Annotated in this window: 19 protein-coding genes and 1 pseudogene; 12 read left to right on the top strand and 8 right to left on the bottom strand. The window is 71.4% G+C overall.

Going from position 1 to position 18,491, the window contains the following annotated elements; all coding sequences use genetic code 11:
* Positions 1–54: 54 nt before the first annotated feature.
* The 3 genes from OG332_RS19880 to phoU all read right to left on the bottom strand — a co-directional run bounded on the left by OG332_RS19880 (position 55) and on the right by phoU (position 1,643).
* Positions 55–597, bottom strand: a complete 543-nt coding sequence (locus OG332_RS19880) for a DUF4262 domain-containing protein (protein ID WP_327414751.1) — start codon at positions 595–597, stop codon at positions 55–57.
* A 110-nt stretch (positions 598–707) separates the two neighbouring features.
* Positions 708–857, bottom strand: coding sequence for a hypothetical protein (locus tag OG332_RS19875; RefSeq protein ID WP_167344738.1), 150 nt, complete (start codon positions 855–857; stop codon positions 708–710).
* 108 nt (positions 858–965) lie between these two features.
* On the bottom strand, positions 966–1,643 hold the full coding sequence (phoU, locus tag OG332_RS19870; protein ID WP_327414750.1) for a phosphate signaling complex protein PhoU: 678 nt from the start codon (positions 1,641–1,643) through the stop codon (positions 966–968).
* Positions 1,644–1,859: 216 nt separating this feature from the next.
* Between phoU and OG332_RS19865 the strand changes: the two are divergent.
* Positions 1,860–3,104 (top strand): annotated as a pseudogene (locus OG332_RS19865) (sensor histidine kinase).
* Positions 3,101–3,781 carry a response regulator transcription factor gene (locus OG332_RS19860; RefSeq protein WP_030387286.1) on the top strand — a complete coding sequence of 227 codons (681 nt, stop codon included), beginning with the start codon at positions 3,101–3,103 and terminating at the stop codon, positions 3,779–3,781. The pseudogene OG332_RS19865 and the gene OG332_RS19860 overlap by 4 nt, the downstream one beginning before the upstream one ends.
* Before the next feature lie 214 nt (positions 3,782–3,995).
* Here OG332_RS19860 and OG332_RS19855 read toward each other — a convergent pair whose 3' ends face one another.
* Positions 3,996–4,670 carry a DUF461 domain-containing protein gene (locus OG332_RS19855; protein ID WP_327414748.1) on the bottom strand — a complete coding sequence of 225 codons (675 nt, stop codon included), beginning with the start codon at positions 4,668–4,670 and terminating at the stop codon, positions 3,996–3,998.
* Between the two features lie 614 nt (positions 4,671–5,284).
* Between OG332_RS19855 and OG332_RS19850 the strand changes: the two genes are divergently transcribed.
* From OG332_RS19850 to OG332_RS19825, 6 genes are all read left to right on the top strand, one after another.
* Positions 5,285–5,767: a CarD family transcriptional regulator gene (locus OG332_RS19850; RefSeq protein ID WP_003953493.1), complete on the top strand. Its 483-nt coding sequence runs from the start codon at positions 5,285–5,287 to the stop codon at positions 5,765–5,767.
* 270 nt (positions 5,768–6,037) lie between these two features.
* Positions 6,038–6,784: a 2-C-methyl-D-erythritol 4-phosphate cytidylyltransferase gene (ispD, locus tag OG332_RS19845; protein WP_327414747.1), complete on the top strand. Its 747-nt coding sequence runs from the start codon at positions 6,038–6,040 to the stop codon at positions 6,782–6,784.
* A complete protein-coding gene (gene ispF, locus OG332_RS19840; protein ID WP_327414746.1) occupies positions 6,774–7,322 on the top strand; it encodes a 2-C-methyl-D-erythritol 2,4-cyclodiphosphate synthase in 549 nt (182 codons plus the stop codon). Before ispD ends, ispF begins: the two co-directional genes overlap by 11 nt.
* A 93-nt stretch (positions 7,323–7,415) precedes the next feature.
* A complete protein-coding gene (gene cysS, locus OG332_RS19835) occupies positions 7,416–8,822 on the top strand; it encodes a cysteine--tRNA ligase (protein WP_327414745.1) in 1,407 nt (468 codons plus the stop codon).
* 95 nt (positions 8,823–8,917) lie between these two features.
* Positions 8,918–9,889 (top strand): 23S rRNA (guanosine(2251)-2'-O)-methyltransferase RlmB, encoded by a 972-nt coding sequence (rlmB, locus tag OG332_RS19830; RefSeq protein ID WP_327414744.1) that lies wholly within the window; start codon positions 8,918–8,920, stop codon positions 9,887–9,889.
* Positions 9,890–10,047: 158 nt separating this feature from the next.
* Positions 10,048–11,577, top strand: coding sequence for a DoxX family membrane protein (locus OG332_RS19825; RefSeq protein WP_327414743.1), 1,530 nt, complete (start codon positions 10,048–10,050; stop codon positions 11,575–11,577).
* Positions 11,578–11,712: 135 nt separating this feature from the next.
* On the opposite strand, the gene OG332_RS19820 is transcribed toward OG332_RS19825, so the two are convergent.
* The 3 genes from OG332_RS19820 to OG332_RS19810 form a co-directional block, all read right to left on the bottom strand.
* Entirely contained in the window at positions 11,713–12,480 is a 768-nt protein-coding gene (locus tag OG332_RS19820) for a nucleotidyltransferase family protein (RefSeq protein ID WP_327414742.1), read from the bottom strand.
* Between the two features lie 28 nt (positions 12,481–12,508).
* Complete coding sequence (locus tag OG332_RS19815) at positions 12,509–12,922, bottom strand: hypothetical protein (RefSeq protein ID WP_319730330.1); 414 nt, start codon at positions 12,920–12,922, stop codon at positions 12,509–12,511.
* A 197-nt stretch (positions 12,923–13,119) separates the two neighbouring features.
* Positions 13,120–14,208, bottom strand: coding sequence for an ABC transporter ATP-binding protein (locus OG332_RS19810; protein WP_327414741.1), 1,089 nt, complete (start codon positions 14,206–14,208; stop codon positions 13,120–13,122).
* A gap of 166 nt (positions 14,209–14,374) precedes the next feature.
* On the opposite strand from OG332_RS19810, the gene OG332_RS19805 reads away from it, so the two are divergent.
* A complete protein-coding gene (locus OG332_RS19805; protein WP_327414740.1) occupies positions 14,375–15,010 on the top strand; it encodes a hypothetical protein in 636 nt (211 codons plus the stop codon).
* 29 nt (positions 15,011–15,039) lie between these two features.
* On the opposite strand, the gene OG332_RS19800 is transcribed toward OG332_RS19805, so the two are convergent.
* On the bottom strand, positions 15,040–15,774 hold the full coding sequence (locus tag OG332_RS19800; RefSeq protein WP_327414739.1) for a GbsR/MarR family transcriptional regulator: 735 nt from the start codon (positions 15,772–15,774) through the stop codon (positions 15,040–15,042).
* Positions 15,775–16,018: 244 nt separating this feature from the next.
* Here OG332_RS19800 and OG332_RS19795 point away from each other — a divergent pair, with 244 nt between their 5' ends.
* From OG332_RS19795 to OG332_RS19785, 3 genes are read left to right on the top strand one after another with little or no spacing between them, the layout of a single operon-like run.
* A complete protein-coding gene (locus tag OG332_RS19795) occupies positions 16,019–16,690 on the top strand; it encodes a DUF4097 family beta strand repeat-containing protein (protein WP_327414738.1) in 672 nt (223 codons plus the stop codon).
* A gap of 12 nt (positions 16,691–16,702) precedes the next feature.
* Entirely contained in the window at positions 16,703–17,665 is a 963-nt protein-coding gene (locus OG332_RS19790; RefSeq protein ID WP_327414737.1) for an ATP-binding cassette domain-containing protein, read from the top strand.
* The gene (locus tag OG332_RS19785) at positions 17,662–18,450 is read left to right on the top strand and encodes an ABC transporter permease (protein ID WP_327414736.1); all 789 of its coding nucleotides are present in this window, start codon (positions 17,662–17,664) and stop codon (positions 18,448–18,450) included. Before OG332_RS19790 ends, OG332_RS19785 begins: the two co-directional genes overlap by 4 nt.
* Positions 18,451–18,491 lie beyond the last annotated feature (41 nt).

Genomic DNA, 18,491 nt, shown 5'->3' with positions numbered 1-18,491 from the left:
AGCCCGCGGGCGGCGCCTGCGGGCCGGACGCGTGCGCGGCGGGCCCCGACGGCCTCAGGCGACCTCGGTCCACGGGCCGGCGCTCTCCTCCTTCGGGATCCAGAGCAGGGGCTGGCTCGTGCGGCAGTGTTCGCCCGCCCCCTCTTCCCAGGGGAAGCGCCCCTCCCTGTCCGGCCAGAACAGCTGCATGATGGGCAGGGGCGGGGTCTGGTAGAAGTCGATGCCCGCGCCGAAGAAGTCGTAGTACCAGCTGGGGTGCACGGGCCGGACGATCACGTCGAAGCCGTCGAGAACGTCGTCCCGGCGCTGGTCCGGCCCGAGCGGATTGCCGCCCCGGATCGCCGCCCCCGCCACGTTCGCCACGCGCATCGCGGTCTCGGAGGACAGGCCGAACACGCTCACCTCGGGGCTGCGCAGGGTGTGCCAGAGGCCGATGGAGTAGGCCCAGTCGCCGGGGGAGTCACCGCCTGCCACGCCCATGACGTGCCAGCCGTAGTCCGCGACGTTCTTCGTGGTGCGGGCGTCCCGCTCCTCCGACGGGGGCCCGCCGAACTCGGTCGGGGCGCAGATGAGGCAGAAACAGGGGAAGTCGTTCACCCGAGGAGAGTACGTCCAGCCCATGGGCCCCTCCGGAGACGCACGAAGGGCCCCGGCCGAAGGAACTCGGACGGGGCCCTTCGCGTGCGTCGAGCCGGTGACGGCGGCGGTCAGCCGCCGCACTGGCACGGGGCGCCGGACTGGCAGCCGCAGCCGCAGCCCGAGCCGCAGCCGCATGCTGCGAGCAGCGGGAGGCGCAGCGGCTCCGGCCGCGGCGGCTGCTCCTGCTCCGGGGTGATGGGGACGGGGGAATCGGGCATGGTTCCTCCTCGCAGGCGGTGTACAGGGAGTCGTACTGCCTTCGCCTCATTCATGCCCAGTGCCACCGGCGCGTCAACGGCGCATTGGGGCTCGGCGTGCCCCGGGCGTCAGACCCCGTCGACCTGGGTCGGCTGCTGGAGGTCGTCCGCGTGCTCGCCCGTCACCAGGTAGACGACGCGCTTGGCCACCGACACCGCGTGGTCCGCGAAGCGCTCGTAGTAGCGGCCCAGCAGCGTCACGTCCACCGCCGTCTCGATGCCGTGCTTCCAGCGGTCGTCCATCAGGTGCTGGAACAGCGTGCGGTGCAGCTGGTCCATCTCGTCGTCGTCCTGCTCCAGCTGGAGGGCGAGGTCGACGTCCTTCGTGATGATCACCTCGGCGGCCTTCGCCATCAGGCGCTGCGCCAGCTGACCCATCTCCAGGATGGTGGCGTGCAGGTCCCGCGGGACCGCCGTGGCCGGGAAGCGCAGCCGGGCGAGCTTCGCCACGTGCTGGGCCAGGTCGCCGCTGCGCTCGAGGTCGGCGCTCATCCGCAGCGAGGTGACGACGATGCGCAGGTCGGTGGCGACCGGCTGCTGGCGGGCCAGCAGGGCGATGGCGCGGGCCTCCAGGTCGTGCTGGAGGTCGTCGACCTTCTGGTCGGCGGCGATGACGCTCTCGGCGAGCTTCAGGTCGGCGTCGAGCATGGATGTCGTGGCCCGCCCGATCGCGGAACCGACGAGCCGGGCCATCTCGACCAGGCCTTCTCCGATCGAGTCCAGTTCCTCGTGGTACGCGTCGCGCATGTCTCGTGTCCCTCTCTCGACCTACTACTGCAGTACTGCCCGGGGCGGGCCGGGGCGGCCTTCGGCCCCACGTTGACACGGTGAGCCGCAAACGCGTCCGACTCCGGCATCACAAGTGAATCAACCCCGTCCCCAGGGTGAACTCTGGGCGACGACTGTTCGAGGTGCCACCCGAACGGCTGTGGAAGTGTCGTCGGGCCTGCTTAACCTGGATCCATGGACGTGAACGCGGCGGTCGCCGCAGCTGCAGCGATCGCCGGTCTTTGCACCGGCGTGATCGCGATGCTGGCGTTCCGCTGGAGCGAGCGCGACCAGGCCCGCCCCACCCGGAGCTCCATGCGCCCCGACATCAATGCGGTGCTCCCGCCCGGCGTGGACACCGTCCTCTCCGTGCTCCGCTCCTCCGCCGTCGTACTGGACGAGGGCGACGCGGTGGTCAAGGCCAGCTCGGCGGCGTACGCCCTCGGCCTGGTCCGCGGCGGCAAGCTCGCCGTCGAGCCCATGCTCCACATGGCCCGTGACACCCGGCGCGACGGGGAGATACGCCAGGTGGAGCTGGACCTGCCCCGGCGCGGCACCGGCCGCGGCGAGGCCCTCGCGGTCTCGGCGCGCGTCGCCCCGCTCGGCTCCCGCCTGGTGCTCCTCCTGGTCGAGGACCTCACCGAGGCCCGCCGCATCGAGGCCGTACGCCGCGACTTCGTGGCCAACGTGTCGCACGAGCTGAAGACCCCGGTCGGGGCGATCTCCCTGCTGTCCGAGGCCGTCATGGACGCCTCGGACGACCCCGAGGCGGTCAGCCGCTTCGCGGGCCGCATGCAGATCGAGGCCACCCGGCTGATCAACCTCGTGCAGGAGCTCATCGACCTCTCCCGGGTACAGAACGACGACCCGCTGGAGGACGCCGAGCCCGTGCGCGTGGACACGCTCGTCGCCGAGGCCATCGACCGCTGCCGCCACACGGCGTCCTCGAAGCAGATCACCATGGCCGCGGGCGGCACCGCCGACCTGCGCGTCTGGGGCAACCGCGGACAGCTCGCGGCCGCCCTCGGAAATCTGGTCGAGAACGCCGTCAACTACAGCCCCGCCCGCACCCGCGTCGGCATAGCCGGACGCAGGGTGGCGGCACCTGGGGGAGACTTGATCGAGATCGCCGTGACCGACCAGGGCATCGGCATCCCGGAAAAGGACCGCGAGCGCATCTTCGAGCGCTTCTACCGCGTGGACCCGGCCCGCTCCCGTGCCACGGGAGGAACGGGCCTCGGCCTTGCGATCGTGAAGCACGTGGCGGCCTCGCACGGCGGGGAGGTGTCGGTCTGGAGCTCGGAGGGCCAGGGTTCCACCTTCACCCTGCGACTCCCCGAAGCAGCCGCGCCGGCCCCGGCGGAGGCCCCCCACACCCACCCCACCCCTGCCTGAACCAGAACCGCACCAGCCATTCCTGCCCCGGAGGTCCTTCCGTGACCCGAGTGCTCGTCGTCGAGGATGAGGAATCCTTCAGCGACGCCCTGTCGTACATGCTCCGCAAGGAGGGCTTCGAGGTCGCCATCGCCGCGACCGGGCCCGACGGGCTGGACGAGTTCGAGCGCAACGGCGCCGACCTCGTCCTCCTCGACCTGATGCTTCCCGGCCTGCCCGGCACGGAGGTCTGCCGGCAGCTGCGCGGCCGCTCCAACGTTCCCGTGATCATGGTGACCGCCAAGGACAGCGAGATCGACAAGGTCGTCGGGCTGGAGATAGGAGCAGACGACTACGTCACGAAGCCCTTCTCCTCGCGGGAGCTGGTCGCCCGCATCCGCGCGGTCCTGCGCCGCCGCGGCGAGCCGGAGGAGGTCACCCCGGCCGCCCTGGAGGCCGGTCCGGTACGGATGGACGTCGACCGCCACGTGGTCACCGTCGCCGGCGGCAAGGTGGACCTCCCGCTGAAGGAGTTCGACCTGCTGGAGATGCTGCTGCGCAACGCGGGCCGCGTGCTGACCCGCATGCAGCTGATCGACCGGGTCTGGGGCGCCGACTACGTCGGTGACACCAAGACCCTCGACGTCCACGTCAAGCGCCTGCGCGCCAAGATCGAGCCGGACCCGGGCGCGCCGCGCTACCTGGTGACGGTCCGCGGCCTCGGCTACAAGTTCGAGCCGTAAGCCGAAGACGTTCCTGCAGTACGGAGGCCGGTCGGAGGCCGGCGCAGCGTCGCGAAGCCGGTGAGGCCCCCTGGGCCTCGCCGCGCGAGGGGCGCACGCGGGAGGGGTTCGAGCCGTAAGCCGAAGGCCTCCCGGCAGAACGGGAAGGACCCCCAGCCGCCGATGCGGATGGGGGCCCTTCCCGTATGCGTACGGCGCTACGCCGCCTTCGGGCTCAGTGGCCCGCGCTGTGCGAGGGAGAACCCGACGGCGCGGCGGCGCTGCCCGAGGGGGACCCGGACGGGCTGCCCGAGGCCGCACCGCCGGCCGCGCCCGACGGGGAGCCGGAGGGGGTGCCGGACGGGGTGGAGCCGGCGGCCGGGGTGGCGGCCGGGGCCACGGTCGGACCGTAGGGCGCGTACATGCCGGTGTTGGGGACCACGAAGGCCTCCAGCTCGACGCCGCCCGTGCTGCTCAGCTGGAAGACGACCTTCTGCACGTCGCCGTCCCGGACGGTCGCGGCACCGTTCTCGATCACGGCGGAGGCGTTGCCCTTGCCGCCGATCACCACGGAGCCGAGGGCCGGCACGGTGACCTTGCCGGAGCCTTCGGCCGGCTTCAGCGTGACCTTGCCCTTGCCACCCGGAAGGGTGATGGCGTCAAGGGTCTGGGCCGTGGTGCCGTTGTTGAAGAGCGTCGCCGAAACGACCGCGGGGCCCTTCTCGCCCTTCTGGCCCTGGGTGATCACCAGTGCGTTCTGGACTTCGATCTCGCCCTTGGTGGCGGCGGCGTTGTCCGGCTTGATCTGGAGGGTCTGCGCGTCCTGGCCCGCACCGCATGCGGCCAGCGAGGCGATCGAGAACACGACGGCAGTGGCGGCGAGGGCGCCGCGTCGAAGGCTGCGGCTCACGGCGGCGGCATCTCCTTGGACGAACGGAAGGGACGGGTGGACGCTCGGAACGGCCGAGGTAAAGCCGCTCTAAGGGTGTGTCAGCGCGCTTAGGTTACCGAGCCGCCGCCCCGCCCCCGCACCCGACCCTCCGCAGCGCAGCCGCCGCCCTGCGGGTGCCCCGCGATCTTGCATTCCGCATGCCCTTCCGCATGCTCATCGCCGTGCTCTTCGCCGCGCCGATCATGCGGCGCTCGCATATCGTGCGCCGGATGCCCGGTGATCAATTTCCGGGATTCCTCCGAACACCACTTCGTGATCAATTCGGGATTGGGCCGGAACCCGCTCCGCACGGGCGGCCGCCAGTCGAACGGAGTAGTTCGGTTTCCCGACTCCAAAACCGGCAAAACGGGGCGTATGTCACACTGATGGGGGTGCCGGGCAGGTGTAGCGTGGCCCTTTCGCCTGGTCCGCGCAGCGCCCCCGACCTGCGAATACCCCCTTCCGCAAGCCTTCCGCAGCACGTTCCTGTCGCTGTTGTCAAGCCCCGAGACGTGCCCTGACCTGCGAAAACGCCATTCATAACAGTCAGTTCTCGTGTTACCCTAGATAGCCACGGAAGGGGTACCTGTCACATGACGTTCAAGGTTGGCGACACCGTGGTCTATCCCCATCACGGGGCCGCGCTGATCGAGGCCATTGAGACTCGTCAGATCAAAGGCGTGGACAAGACCTACTTGGTGCTCAAGGTCGCCCAGGGCGACCTGACGGTTCGTGTGCCTGCGGACAATGCAGAGTTCGTCGGCGTTCGCGACGTAGTCGGCCAGGACGGGCTGGACCGGGTCTTCGAGGTGCTCCGCGCACCGTATGCAGAAGAGCCGACGAACTGGTCCCGGCGCTACAAGGCAAATCTGGAGAAGCTCGCTTCTGGCGATGTCATCAAGGTCGCCGAAGTGGTGCGTGACCTGTGGCGTCGTGAGCGCGAGCGCGGGCTCTCCGCGGGTGAGAAGCGCATGCTCGCGAAGGCACGCCAGATCCTGGTGAGCGAGCTCGCGCTCGCTGAGAACACGAACGAGGACAAGGCCGAGGCCCTCCTCGACGAGGTGCTCGCGTCCTGACGCGAGGCATCCCGTGCACAGCCTCTGTGCACAGTCTGCCGCGGTGCCCGATGACAACGTCTCTCCTCCACAAGAGACCTGTTGCCGGGCGCTGCGGCATGTCTGTATCCGTACTCTTCTGCACTACCACACTGCCACCGTCTCGATGGCGTGCCGGGCCCGGACAGCCTGCTCGACCGGTCGTCACGGAAGGGGCGAGGGCGTCGCACCCGGCACGCTTCAGGCCATACCCATGTCGGCCGAAGTCACAAACCTGGCTCGGAGCTACTGATGTCTGACGTAACGCGCCCCCACCGCACCGCCGCGGTGATCCCGGCCGCCGGCCGCGGGGTACGCCTCGGCCCCGGTGCCCCCAAGGCCCTGCGGGCCCTCGGCGGCACCCCGATGCTCGTCCACGCCGTACGCGCGATGGCCCGCTCCCGCGCGGTCTCGCTCGTCGTGGTCGTCGCCCCGCCCGCCGAGACCGCCGAGGTGCGCCTCCTGCTGGGCGAGCACGCGCTGCCCGAAAGGACCGAGCTCCTCGTCGTCCCCGGCGGCGAGACCCGCCAGGAGTCCGTACGCGCCGGCCTGGACGCGCTGCCGCAGGACGTCACCTCCGTGCTCATCCACGACGCGGCCCGCCCGCTCGTCCCCGTGGACACCGTGGACTCCGTCGTCGAGGCCGTGCGCGACGGAGCCCCGGCCGTGGTGCCCGCGCTGCCCCTGGCCGACACCGTCAAGGAGGTCGAGCCCGGCAAGCCCGGCGAGGCCGAGCCGGTCCTCGCCACGCCCGAGCGGGCCCGGCTGCGCGCCGTGCAGACCCCGCAGGGCTTCGACCTCGCCACCCTCCTGCGGGCGCACGCCGCGATCGTCGTCGACGGCGAGGGCGCCACCGACGACGCCGGAATGGTGGAACGGCTCGGCGTCACCGTCGTGGTGATCCCCGGCCACGAGGAGGCCTTCAAGGTCACCCGCCCGCTCGACCTGGTCCTCGCAGAGGCCGTACTCGCCCGCAGGAGGGCCACCGATGGTTTCTAGTCCGCAGAGTCCGCAGAGTCCGCAGAGTCCGCAGAGTCCGCAGAGTCCGCAGGCCCCGCTGATCCCGCTCGTCGGCATCGGCACCGACGTGCACGCCTTCGAAGCCGGCCGCGAGCTGTGGTGCGCCGGCCTGCTGTGGGAGGGCGAGGACGGCCTCGCCGGCCACTCCGACGGCGACGTCGCCGCGCACGCCGCCTGCGACGCCCTCTTCTCCGCCGCCGGCGTCGGCGACCTCGGCGCGCACTTCGGCACCTCCCGCCCCGAGTGGTCCGGCGCCGCCGGTGTCACCCTCCTGGCGGAGGCCGCCCGGATCGTCCGCGCCGAGGGCGTCGAGATCGGCAACATCGCCATCCAGGTGATCGGCGTACGCCCGAAGATCGGCAAGCGGCGCGAAGAGGCGCAGAAGGCGCTCGCCGCCGCTGCCGGCGCCCCCGTCTCCGTCTCCGGCACCACCACCGACGGCCTGGGCCTCACCGGCCGGGCCGAAGGGCTCGCCGCGATCGCCACCGCCCTCGTGTACCGGACGAACCGGGCCTGAACACCCGTAGCGGCCGCACATCTGCGCAACAAAGGTGCCCCGGGTCCCGAAAGGGTCGCGGGGCACTGCTACAGGGCCACTACCCTGGATGCCGTGACTATTCGCCTGTACGACACCAGCGCCCGGCAGATCCGCGACTTCACCCCGCTCACCGCGGGCTGTGTCTCGATCTACCTGTGTGGCGCCACGGTGCAGGCCGCCCCGCACATCGGGCACATCCGGTCGGGCCTCAACTTCGACATGATGCGCCGCTGGTTCGAGTACCGGGGCTACGAGGTCACCTTCATCCGCAACGTCACGGACATCGACGACAAGATCATCGCGAAGGCCGCCGAGCAGCGCCGCCCGTGGTGGTCCATCGGCTACGAGAACGAGCGCGCCTTCAACGACGGCTACACCGCCCTCGGCTGCCTGCCGCCCACCTACGAGCCGCGCGCGACCGGCCACGTCACCGAGATGGTCGAGATGATGCGCGGCCTCATCGAGCGCGGTCACGCCTACGAGTCCGAGGGCAACGTCTACTTCGACGTGAAGTCCTACGCCGACTACCTCTCGCTCTCCCGCCAGGAGCTCGACAACATCCGCCAGCCGGAGAGCACCGGCGAGACGGGCAAGCGCGACGCCCGCGACTTCGCCATGTGGAAGTCCGTCAAGCCCGGCGAGCCCTCCTGGGAGACCCCGTGGGGCCGCGGCCGCCCCGGCTGGCACCTGGAGTGCTCGGCGATGGCGCACAAGTACCTCGGCGAGGCCTTCGACATCCACGGCGGCGGGCTCGACCTGATCTTCCCGCACCACGAGAACGAGATCGCCCAGGCCAAGGCCTTCGGCGACGCGTTCGCCAAGTACTGGGTCCACAACGCCTGGGTCACCATGTCCGGCGAGAAGATGTCCAAGTCGCTGGGCAATTCGGTGCTCGTCTCCGAGATGGTCAAGCAGTGGCGCCCGATCGTCCTGCGCTACTACCTCGGCACCCCGCACTACCGGTCGATGATCGAGTACAGCGAGGGCGCCCTGCGCGAGGCCGAGTCGGCCTTCGCCCGGATCGAGGGCTTCTACCAGCGCGTCATCGAGAAGGCCGGCGGCCCCGTCGAGCCGGCGGCCGAGGTCCCGCCCGCCTTCGCCGAGGCCATGGACGACGACCTGGGCGTCCCGCAGGCGCTCGCCATCGTCCACACGACCGTCCGCCAGGGCAACAGCGCGCTCGCCGCCGACGACAAGGACGCGGCCATCGCGCGCCTGTCCGAGGTGCGGGCCATGCTGGGCGTCCTCGGTCTGGACCCGCTCGGCCCCCACTGGGACGGCGGGAACGGCTCCGACCGCGGCGAGGAGCTCCACGGCGCCGTGGACACGCTCGTCCGACTCGTCCTGGAGCAGCGCGAGTCCGCCCGGGCCCGCAAGGACTGGGCGACCGCCGACGCCATCCGTGACCAGCTCCAGCAGTCCGGGCTGGTCATCGAGGACAGCCCGACGGGCCCGCGCTGGACGCTCGGCCCCCGCTGAGCCCGGGCAGCTGAGCTTGGTGTGCTGCCCGGCGCTCCGGGCGGCACACTCTTCATACGTACATACCGCAGCACCAACGAAAACAGGTAGAAGTCATGGCCGGGAACAGCCAGCGCAGGAACCGCCGCACGTCCAACAAGAAGGGCGCGACGGTCGGCAGCGGTGGCCAGCGGCGCAAGGGTCTGGAAGGCAAGGGCCCCACGCCCAAGGCCGAGGACCGCAAGAAGCACAAGGCGAACCGCATCAGCAACGCGATGGCCCGGCAGGCCGCCAAGCGGCGCCCGGCCCCCCGTCGCGGCGGACCCAAGGGCACCAGCGAGATGGTCGTCGGCCGCAACCCGGTCTTCGAGGCGCTGCGTGACGGTGTACCGGCCACCACGCTGTACGTCCAGCAGTTCATCGACAACGACGAGCGCGTCCGCGAGGCCCTGCAGCTCGCCGCCGAGCGCGGCAACATCAACCTGATGGAAGCCCCGCGCCCCGAGCTCGACCGGATGACCAACGGGCTCAACCACCAGGGCATGGTCCTCCAGGTCCCGCCGTACGAGTACGCGCACCCCGAGGACCTCACCGCCGCCGCGTACGACAACGGCGACGACCCGCTGATCGTCGCCCTCGACGGCGTCACCGACCCGCGCAACCTCGGCGCGATCGTCCGCTCCGTCTCCGCCTTCGGCGGCCACGGCGTGGTCATCCCCGAGCGCCGCGCCGCCGGCATGACCGCCGGCGCCTGGAAGACCTCGGCCGGCACCGCCGCCCGTACGCCGGTCTCCCGCGTCACGAACCTGACCCGCGCCCTCCAGGACTACAAGAAGGCCGGCATCACCATCGTCGGCCTCGCCGCCGAGGGCGAGCACACGGTCAACGACCTCGACGCGCTCGCCGGCCCGGTCGTCATCGTCGTCGGCTCCGAGGGCAAGGGCCTCGGCCGCCTCGTCGGCGAGAACTGCGACTACCTCGTGCGCATCCCGATGCCGGGCGGCGCCGAGTCCCTCAACGCCGGTGTCGCCGCGGGCGTCGTGCTCTACGAGGCGGCCCGCCGCCGCGCGGACCGCGGCCGCGTCTGATCACCCGGAGCTCCCGCTCCCTTGATCCACTTGGCTCACGGAAAGTGACCCGTGAGCGTGTCACCCCGCCCGTTTCGGGCGGGGTGGCTTGATCTTGACGGGTCTCGGACACATCCCTGTCGTCAAGGCAGTGTCCTAAACACTGATCACTCGGTTAGATGAGTGTGGACACCAGAACGTCAGGGTTCGACGACCAGCCCGCGCTGAGCATGGTCAAGGTGCCGTGCGATCCCGCACAGGTCATCGTCAACCACGCCAGCTTCCGCGTGCGGCTCGCACCGAGCCCGAGCGCGCGTTCCAAGACCGCCAAGGCCCCCGGCCGCGCGCCCGTCCTGGGCGGTGCCGTGGTGGCGGCCGCCGGGGCCACCCGCCGCCGCGCCCCCGTGGTCTGGAGCGGAAAGTCCGACGCCGGCGACGCCGCGGCCATGGGCGGACTGCTGCAGGCCGTACGCGAGGCCGGGCGCGGCCGCGACGCCTACGACGGCGGCGAGTACGACGGCGGAGCCACGCAGGTCATTCCGCGCATCGACCTCGCCCACGACCTCGCCGAGGACACCCTCGCCACGCCGACCGTCATCGGCCAGCGCAGCTACGGGGACCCCGCCGAGACGCGCCCGCTGGCCGCCGTACGGGACCTGCCCCACCAGGAGCCGCCCGGCTCCGGACCCGGGGCGGACTCCCGGCGCTCCGTCGCCGACTCCCGCGGACAGGCCTCGTACTATCCCGGCCGCCGCATGAACCTCGGGGTCGTCCTCCTCCCGCTGCGCGTCTTCCTCGGCTTCATCTCCATCTACGCCGGCATGGGCAAGCTGTGCGACCCCGTCTACTTCGACGGCGGCGAGCGCGGCTCCATGGTCACCTGGCTGCACACGCTCACCCCGTGGGCGCTCGCCGAGCCGCTGCGCGACTTCGCCCTCGCGCACCCGGTCGGCGCGGGCCTGAGCGTGGCCTTCCTCCAGGTCATCGTGGGCGTGCTGACGGTGTTCGGCCTGTGGCAGCGGTTCGCCGCCTGCTTCGGGGCGCTCCTGTCCGCCGCGCTGCTGATGACGGTGAGCTGGAAGACCGTCCCCGCCTACGACGCGCCCGACATCATCTACCTCGCCGCCTGGAGCCCGCTGATCATCGCGGGCGCCCCGGTCTACTCCCTCGACGGACGCCTGGCCGGCGAGGCCTGGCGCACCCTCGGGCCGCGCTCGGAGGTCTGGCGGCTGCGGCGGCGCGTGCTGCGCCGCGGGGCCGTCATGGCCACCGTCGTGTGCGGGCTCACCCTCCTCGTCGGCTCGCTCCTCGGCGGCGCCGTCCGCTCCACCACCGTCGTCACCGTCCCCGGGCCCGGACAGGCCCCGAGCAACTACCTGCCGGGCCGGCCGCTGCCGCAGACCCCGGCCAGGCAGCAGCCCTCCGCGCAGCCGACGGCCAAGGCGGGGACCCCCTCGGCCTCCGCCACTCCCACCGAGCCCGCCGCGAAGTCCGGCAAGGGCGCCTCGGGCGCACCGGCCCGGGAGACCGCCGGGACGGGCTCCCAGTCGCCCACGGCGACGCGGGGCACCACCGGCAGGCAGCAGACCCCGCGCAGCACCCCCCGCCAGTCCACGTCGCCCCGACAGCCGTCCTCCTCGGGCAGCTCGAGCGGCGGGAGCGGGACTCCGACCAAGCAGCCCGGCCTCATCGGCGGTCTCATCGGCTGAGCCGCACCGGCGGGGACCGGTACGACGACCGGGGGCCCGGCGCGCGCGAGCGTGCCGGGCCCTTCGGCGTGCGCCGGGCCGCGCGCGAAGCGCCGTACGGGGGTGGGCGGTGGGCGCCGCGAACCGTGAGCGGCCTCAGGAGCCCGTCTGCGCCGCCAACTCCCGTGCGGCCTCGGTCAGGTCCTTCGCGGTGTCGATCGCCCGCCAGTAGGCCCCCTGGGGCAGCGGGAAGCCCGCCAGCCGCCGCTCGCGTGCCAGCCGCGGGAACGTCGTCCGCTCGTGGTCCCCGAAGTCCGGGAGCAGGGAGGCGAATTCGGGCCCGAAGACGTACACGCCGGCATTGACCGGGTACGGCGACGGCGGAGCCTCGATGAAGTCCAGTACGTGCCCGAACTCGTTGGTCTCCACCACCCCCCAGGGAATCCGCGGCCGGGCCAGCGCCAGCGTGGCCACCGCACCGCGTTCGGCGTGGAAGGACGCCATCTCGCGCAGCGAGAACCGGGTCCAGATGTCGCCGTTCGTCGCGTACCAGGCCCGGTCCGGGTGCGGGAGGTGCCGTGCGGCGCACTTGAGGCCGCCGCCGCGCCCCAGCGGCTCCTCCTCGACCACCGTGGTCACGCGGAGCGGCAACTGTGCGCCGGACAGCCACTCCTGGAGCACCCCGGCGAGGTGCCCGCAGGAGACCACCGCGTCCGTGACCCCCTCCGCCGCCAGCCAGGCCAGCTGGTGCCCGATGATCGGCACCCCCGTCCCCGGGATCTCGACCATCGGCTTGGGGCGGTCGTCCGTGTACGGACGCAGCCGCGAACCCTGGCCGCCCGCCAGGACGACTGCCTGGGTGGGAGCGGCGGGGAACGCGGCTGCGGAGGAGGAAGACGGGGCGGATCGGTGGTCGTCGGTCATGGCGGCCAGCGTAGGGACGCGGGATGCGTCAGCCCATGGAGGCGACGCCGGAGGCGTACGAGGTGTCGCAGACGGGACGGGCGAAGGACTGGGCCTTCGTCGGGCCGTACGCGTCGACGGCGGCCCGCCCCAGCGCCCGGGCGATCCCCACGCAGTGCTCGGCGAGCGACGGCCGCCGGTTCACCTCCTGCTGGAGGTGCGTGAGGACGTCGTCCGGCGCCTGGCCCTGCTGCAGATCACCGACGAGCTGTTCGCGCAGCACCTCGTGCGCGGCGCGCGGCTTCGCCGGGGCGGAGACGCCCTCGGCGGAGGCGGTCAGGATCTGGGAGGAGGACGTGTCCGCCCAGGGGACCATGGTGACCGCGAGGGTCCCGGACAGGACGAGGACGACGGGCAGGACCAGGGCGAGGGAACGGCCGATGCGGCGGGCAGTGTGGGTCACGAAGGCGAGAGTAGCGCTCGGTGAAGATTTGGCGACATTTAGTCACCCTGTCGAGGGACGGTTCGACGTGGCTTTTCGAATTGCGGGTTGACGGAGAGGGCTGAATGGCCCGGTCTGCCGGAGTTGGGCAACGCACGGCGGAGGGGCGCCCCTTGACGGAACGCCCCTCCGGTCGTGCGCTGTCGCGGAGTGCGGGGTCAGCCCGAGAGCCGCTCGCCGGAGGAGGTCGAGAACACGTGGATCTCGTCGGCCCGCGGCACCACGTGCAGGCTGGAGCCCTTCTCCGGCACCTGGCGGCCGTTGACGCGGACCACGAGGTCCTGCGAGCCCTTCTCGCCGGGGGTGGAGCCGTAGACGTAGCCGTCGGCGCCGAGTTCCTCGACGACGTTCACGTCGATGGTCAGGCCGCCGGTCTCGGCGAGGTCGAAGTGCTCGGGGCGCACGCCGACCGTGACGGTGCGGTCGCCGGCGTCGGCCGCGGCGGACAGCGCCTCGCGCGACACCGGGACGACGCTGTCGCCGAACTTCACGCCGCCGTCGGTGATCGGGACCTCGACCAGGTTCATGGCCGGGGATCCGATGAAGCCGGCCACGAAGAGGTTCGCGGGACGGTCGTACATGTTGCGGGGGGTGTCGACCTGCTGCAGCAGCCCGTCCTTCAGCACGGCCACGCGGTCGCCCATCGTCATCGCCTCGACCTGGTCGTGGGTGACGTAGACGGTGGTGATGCCGAGGCGGCGCTGCAGGCCCGCGATCTGCGTACGGGTCGACACGCGGAGCTTGGCGTCCAGGTTCGACAGCGGCTCGTCCATCAGGAACACCTGCGGCTGGCGCACGATCGCGCGGCCCATCGCGACGCGCTGGCGCTGACCGCCGGAGAGCGCCTTGGGCTTGCGGTCGAGGTAGGGACGCAGGTCGAGGATGTCGGCCGCCTCCTCCACCTTCTTGCGGATGGTGGCCTTGTCCACGCCGGCGATCTTGAGCGCGAAGCCCATGTTGTCGGCGACGGACATGTGCGGGTAGAGCGCGTAGTTCTGGAACACCATCGCGATGTCCCGGTCCTTGGGCGGCAGGTGCGTGACGTCACGGTCACCGATGCGGATGGCACCGCCGTTGACGTCCTCCAGGCCGGCGAGCATGCGCAGCGAGGTGGACTTGCCGCAGCCGGAAGGACCGACGAGGACGAGGAACTCGCCGTCCTCGATCTCCAGCTCCAGCTGGTCGACGGCGGGCTTGTCGCCGCCGGGGTACAGCCGGGTCGCCTTGTCGAAAGTGACAGAAGCCATGGTGATGAATCCCTTCTACCGGCAGGAACGTGCCGGACGATCCGAGTGGAAGGAAGAATGGGTCTAGTCCAGTAACACCGAACTCCGCCCGACGCTACCTTCCCGAACGCCTTCTGTCAGCACCCGCGGCCACCGGACTGTCGGTGTGACCTGTTTCCATGCCCCCGTGACCGTCCACGAGATCCTCCCGGCCCTGCCCGATGTCCCGGCCCTGCGCGACCGCTGCCGGGCGCCGGCCATGCTGGAGGCCGTGATGGACGCCACGGGCTTCGGCTTCTTCGGGTACGCCGGCTGCTGGTCCGAAACGGAGGAAGTGGCCCTGATGGACAACGGCTCCGGCGACGACTGCGCCATCGTGTTCTCCCCGGCGGGTGCCTGCGCGCGCGGTTTCGCCCACGAGTCCCGGATGAGCCCGTACGGCGACGAGGACCGGGCGGTCTGGCACGGGCTGGTGGACGCGGTGCCGCCGGCCTTCCGGCGGTACGTGACGGAGCCGGCGTTCTGCGACGAGGGCGTTCCGCGCGCGACGGTGGTCTTCTGGCGCGAGACCGCGGACGGGTCCTGGCGCACGGGGCCGGTGGAGTTCCCGACCGACGACCCGGACGGCTACGCCGACGGTGCGGAAGACCTCTTCGGGGTGCTGGCGGCGGGCACGCCGGAGGCCTACCGCGACTTCGCCGAGGACTGCTACGAGCCCGAGCGCCCCCTCACGGAGGCGGTGCTCACGGCCCTGAACCCGGAGGCGGACCCCGCCGGAGCGGCGCGGGCGGCGACGCGGATCGGGTACCCGGTGGCGGGCTGACGGCGCCGGGCGGTTGCCCCGGGGGCGGCTCAGGCGGTGCCGTCCGACGGCGGTTCGGGCTTCGTGTGGAGGATTTCGCGGGCCTGGTCCGCGGCGCGGGCGATGCTCTCGGAGACGAAGTCGACGAAGCGGGCGATGTTCTCCAGGCGGGCGGCGGCCGGGGTGCCGTGGCCGAGGATGGTGACGCCCTGGCGTGCGGTCTCGGCGAGCAGGGCGTTGGCCCGGGCGCCGGCGATCGTCGACTGGTACATGACGTCGTCGTCGACGACGTAGCGCTCGCGGCGGCGGTCGTCGCGTTCCCGGCGGATGAGGCCCTGGCTCTCCAGGAACGCCACCGCCTTGGAGATGGACGCCGGGCTGACCTGGAGGCGCTGGACGAGTTCGGACGCGGTGAGGCTGCCCGCGTCGGTCGTGTAGAGGGACGCCAGCACGCGGGCCGTCATCGTGGGCAGGCCCTGCTGTGTGAAGAGGGTCGTGAACGTCTCCTCGTACGCGCGCACGGCCTCGGCGTCGCGTCCGTGGGCCTGCTCGGGGGCCTGCGCCCCCCGGGGTGCGGGCTGCCTGCGGCGGTGGGCGCGGCGTTCGGTGGCGCGGTGGGCCAGTTCGGCGCGGTAGGAGGCGGGGCCGCCGTTGCGCATGACCTCGCGCGTGATCGTCGAGGTCGGCCGGTCGAGGCGTCTGGCGATCTCCGCGTAGGCGAGGTCGTCGGCCAGCCCCACCGCGATCTGCTGGCGTTCCTGCTGGGTGAGTCTGCCTCCCGGCATGGCGGCCTCCTTCGTGGTCCGTGGTGGGTCGAGCATAGCGTTCAGTCTTCATTCATTGCAACGTGATGGGCGCGAGTTGTTGCATTGAAATCAGATCCATTGCAATGAATTACCTGTTCTGAGCTGCGGTAATGTCTTCTGTGCGCAACGAACTCGTTGCTGAATCTGTGAATGCAACGTAGCTTTTCGTTCATCAGAAACGACGGGCCGATGGAGTGCCCGCCGCTGGAGAAGGAGAAGCACGATGCAGAAGTTCGACACCCCCGCCCCCGTCTCGGCCGTCCTCGACATTCCGGCGGGTCGTATCCGCTTCATCGCCGCGGACCGGGCGGACACCCGGGTCGAGGTGCTGCCGGCGAACGCTTCGAAGGGCCGTGACGTGAAGGCGGCGGAGCAGACCACCGTCGAGTACGGCGAGGGGGTTCTCCGGATCACGACGCCGGAGGGGAGGAACCGGCTCCTCGGGGCTTCCGGGTCGGTCGAGGTGACGGTCCGGCTGCCGGCGGGTTCCCGGGTCGAGGCGAAGGCGGCCAGTGCCGAGTTCCGCGGGGTCGGACGCCTCGGTGACGTCGCGTTCGAGGCGGCGCAGGGCACGGTCAAGCTCGACGAGACCGCCGGTGCGCAGCTGACGCTGTTGGCGGGTGACGTGTCGGTCGGCCGGCTGGGCGGTCCCGCCCGGGTCAGCACGCAGAAGGGCGACATCAAGGTCGCCGAGGCGGTGCACGGTGTGGTCGAGCTGCGGACCCAGGCCGGTGACGTGTCGGTCGGCGCCGCCCGCGGGGTCTGCGCCTCCCTGGACGCCGGTACCGGCCACGGCCGGATCCACAACTCCCTGCGGAACAGCGACGGCGCCACCGCCGCCCTCACCATCCACGCGACCACCGCCTACGGCGACATCACCGCCCGCAGCATCTGAGGAGCACCCACCATGACGAACCTGGCCATCGCGGCGCACGGGCTGCGCAAGTCCTACGGCGACAAGGTCGTGCTCGACGGCGTCGACCTGACCGTTCCCGAAGGAACGATCTTCTCCCTGCTCGGCCCGAACGGCGCCGGCAAGACCACCGCCGTCAAGATCCTCTCCACCCTCACCTCCGCCGACCCGGGCACCGGCGGCATCCACGTCGGCGGCCACGACCTGGCCGCCGACCCCCAGGCGGTGCGGGCCGCGATCGGTGTCACCGGGCAGTTCTCCGCCGTCGACGGCCTGATCACCGGCGAGGAGAACATGCTCCTCATGGCGGACCTGCACCACCTGTCCAAGAGCGAGGGGCGGCGGGTGGCCGCCGAGCTGCTGGAGCGCTTCGACCTGGTCGAGGCCGCGAAGAAGCCGGCGTCCACGTACTCCGGCGGCATGAAGCGCCGCCTGGACATCGCCATGACGCTGGCCGGCGGTCCGCGGATCATCTTCCTCGACGAGCCGACCACCGGCCTCGACCCGCGCTCCCGCCACACCATGTGGCAGATCATCCGCGAGCTGGTCGCCGACGGCGTCACCGTCTTCCTCACCACCCAGTACCTGGAGGAGGCCGACCAGCTGGCCGACCGCATCGCCGTGCTCAACGACGGCCGGATCGCCGCCCAGGGCACCGCCGAGGAGCTGAAGCGGCTCATCCCCGGCGGACACGTGCGACTGCGCTTCGCCGACCCGGCCGCGTACCGGACCGCCACCGCCACCCTGCGCGACGTCACCAGGGACGACGAGGCCCTTGCCCTGCAGATCCCCAGCGACGGCAGCCAGCGCGAGCTCCGCGCCATCCTCGACCGGCTGGACTCCGCCGGCATCGAGGCCGACGAACTGACCGTGCACACCCCCGACCTCGACGACGTCTTCTTCGCCCTGACCGGCGCGACGAACGTCCCCGACCAGCCCAAGGAGGCCGTCCGATGAGCTCCTTCTCCCTCGCCGTCCGCGACTCGAACACGATGCTGCGCCGCAACCTCCTGCACGCCCGGCGCTATCCGTCGCTCACCCTGAACCTGCTGCTCACGCCGATCATGCTGCTGCTCCTCTTCGTCTACATCTTCGGAGACGTGATGAGCGCCGGCATCGGAGGCGGCGCGGACCGCTCCGCGTACATCGCGTACGTCGTCCCGGGCATCCTGCTGATGACCGTCGGCGGCACCGTCGTCGGGACCGCCGTGTCCGTCTCCAACGACATGACCGAGGGGATCATCGCCCGCTTCCGCACCATGGCGATCCACCGCGGGGCGGTGCTCATCGGGCACGTCGTCGGCAGCGTGCTGCAGTGCGTGATGAGCGTGGTCCTCGTGGGCGCCGTCGCCGTGGCCATCGGTTTCCGGTCCACGGACGCGACCGCCCTGGAGTGGCTGGCGGCGTTCGGGCTGCTCGTGCTCTTCGCCACGGCGCTCACCTGGATCGCGGTCGGCATGGGCCTGATCAGCCCGAACGCCGAGGCCGCCAGCAACAACGCGATGCCGATGATCCTGCTGCCGCTGCTCTCCAGCGCTTTCGTCCCGGTCGACGCGATGCCGGGCTGGTTCCAGCCGGTCGCCGAGTACCAGCCCTTCACGCCGGTCATCGAGACCCTGCGCGGACTGCTGCTCGGCAGCGAGATCGGCCACAACGGGTGGCTCGCGGTCGCCTGGTGCCTGGGTCTCGCGGTGCTCGGCTACTTCTGGTCGGCCGCGAGGTTCAACGGCGACGCGAAGTAACCGGCCGGGTGACGCCTGCAGCTTTCAATGTGATGGCCCGT

Origin of the sequence: Streptomyces sp. NBC_01233 (assembly GCF_035989305.1) — a bacterium.
Classification (GTDB): Bacteria; Actinomycetota; Actinomycetes; order Streptomycetales; family Streptomycetaceae; genus Streptomyces.
This window is presented reverse-complemented; position numbering and strand designations above follow the sequence as displayed.

Bases quoted from the DNA above. Each gene is read 5' to 3' on its own strand.
- ispD (WP_327414747.1), top strand. From the start codon at position 6,038: ATGTCTGACGTAACGCGCCCCCACCGCACCGCCGCGGTGATCCCGGCC.
- OG332_RS19875 (WP_167344738.1), bottom strand. From the start codon at position 857: ATGCCCGATTCCCCCGTCCCCATCACCCCGGAGCAGGAGCAGCCGCCG.
- OG332_RS19825 (WP_327414743.1), top strand. From the start codon at position 10,048: ATGAGTGTGGACACCAGAACGTCAGGGTTCGACGACCAGCCCGCGCTG.
- OG332_RS19800 (WP_327414739.1), bottom strand. From the start codon at position 15,774: ATGCCGGGAGGCAGACTCACCCAGCAGGAACGCCAGCAGATCGCGGTG.
- rlmB (WP_327414744.1), top strand. From the start codon at position 8,918: ATGGCCGGGAACAGCCAGCGCAGGAACCGCCGCACGTCCAACAAGAAG.
- ispF (WP_327414746.1), top strand. From the start codon at position 6,774: ATGGTTTCTAGTCCGCAGAGTCCGCAGAGTCCGCAGAGTCCGCAGAGT.
- OG332_RS19795 (WP_327414738.1), top strand. From the start codon at position 16,019: ATGCAGAAGTTCGACACCCCCGCCCCCGTCTCGGCCGTCCTCGACATT.
- OG332_RS19790 (WP_327414737.1), top strand. From the start codon at position 16,703: ATGACGAACCTGGCCATCGCGGCGCACGGGCTGCGCAAGTCCTACGGC.
- OG332_RS19850 (WP_003953493.1), top strand. From the start codon at position 5,285: ATGACGTTCAAGGTTGGCGACACCGTGGTCTATCCCCATCACGGGGCC.
- OG332_RS19820 (WP_327414742.1), bottom strand. From the start codon at position 12,480: ATGACCGACGACCACCGATCCGCCCCGTCTTCCTCCTCCGCAGCCGCG.
- OG332_RS19785 (WP_327414736.1), top strand. From the start codon at position 17,662: ATGAGCTCCTTCTCCCTCGCCGTCCGCGACTCGAACACGATGCTGCGC.
- phoU (WP_327414750.1), bottom strand. From the start codon at position 1,643: ATGCGCGACGCGTACCACGAGGAACTGGACTCGATCGGAGAAGGCCTG.
- OG332_RS19810 (WP_327414741.1), bottom strand. From the start codon at position 14,208: ATGGCTTCTGTCACTTTCGACAAGGCGACCCGGCTGTACCCCGGCGGC.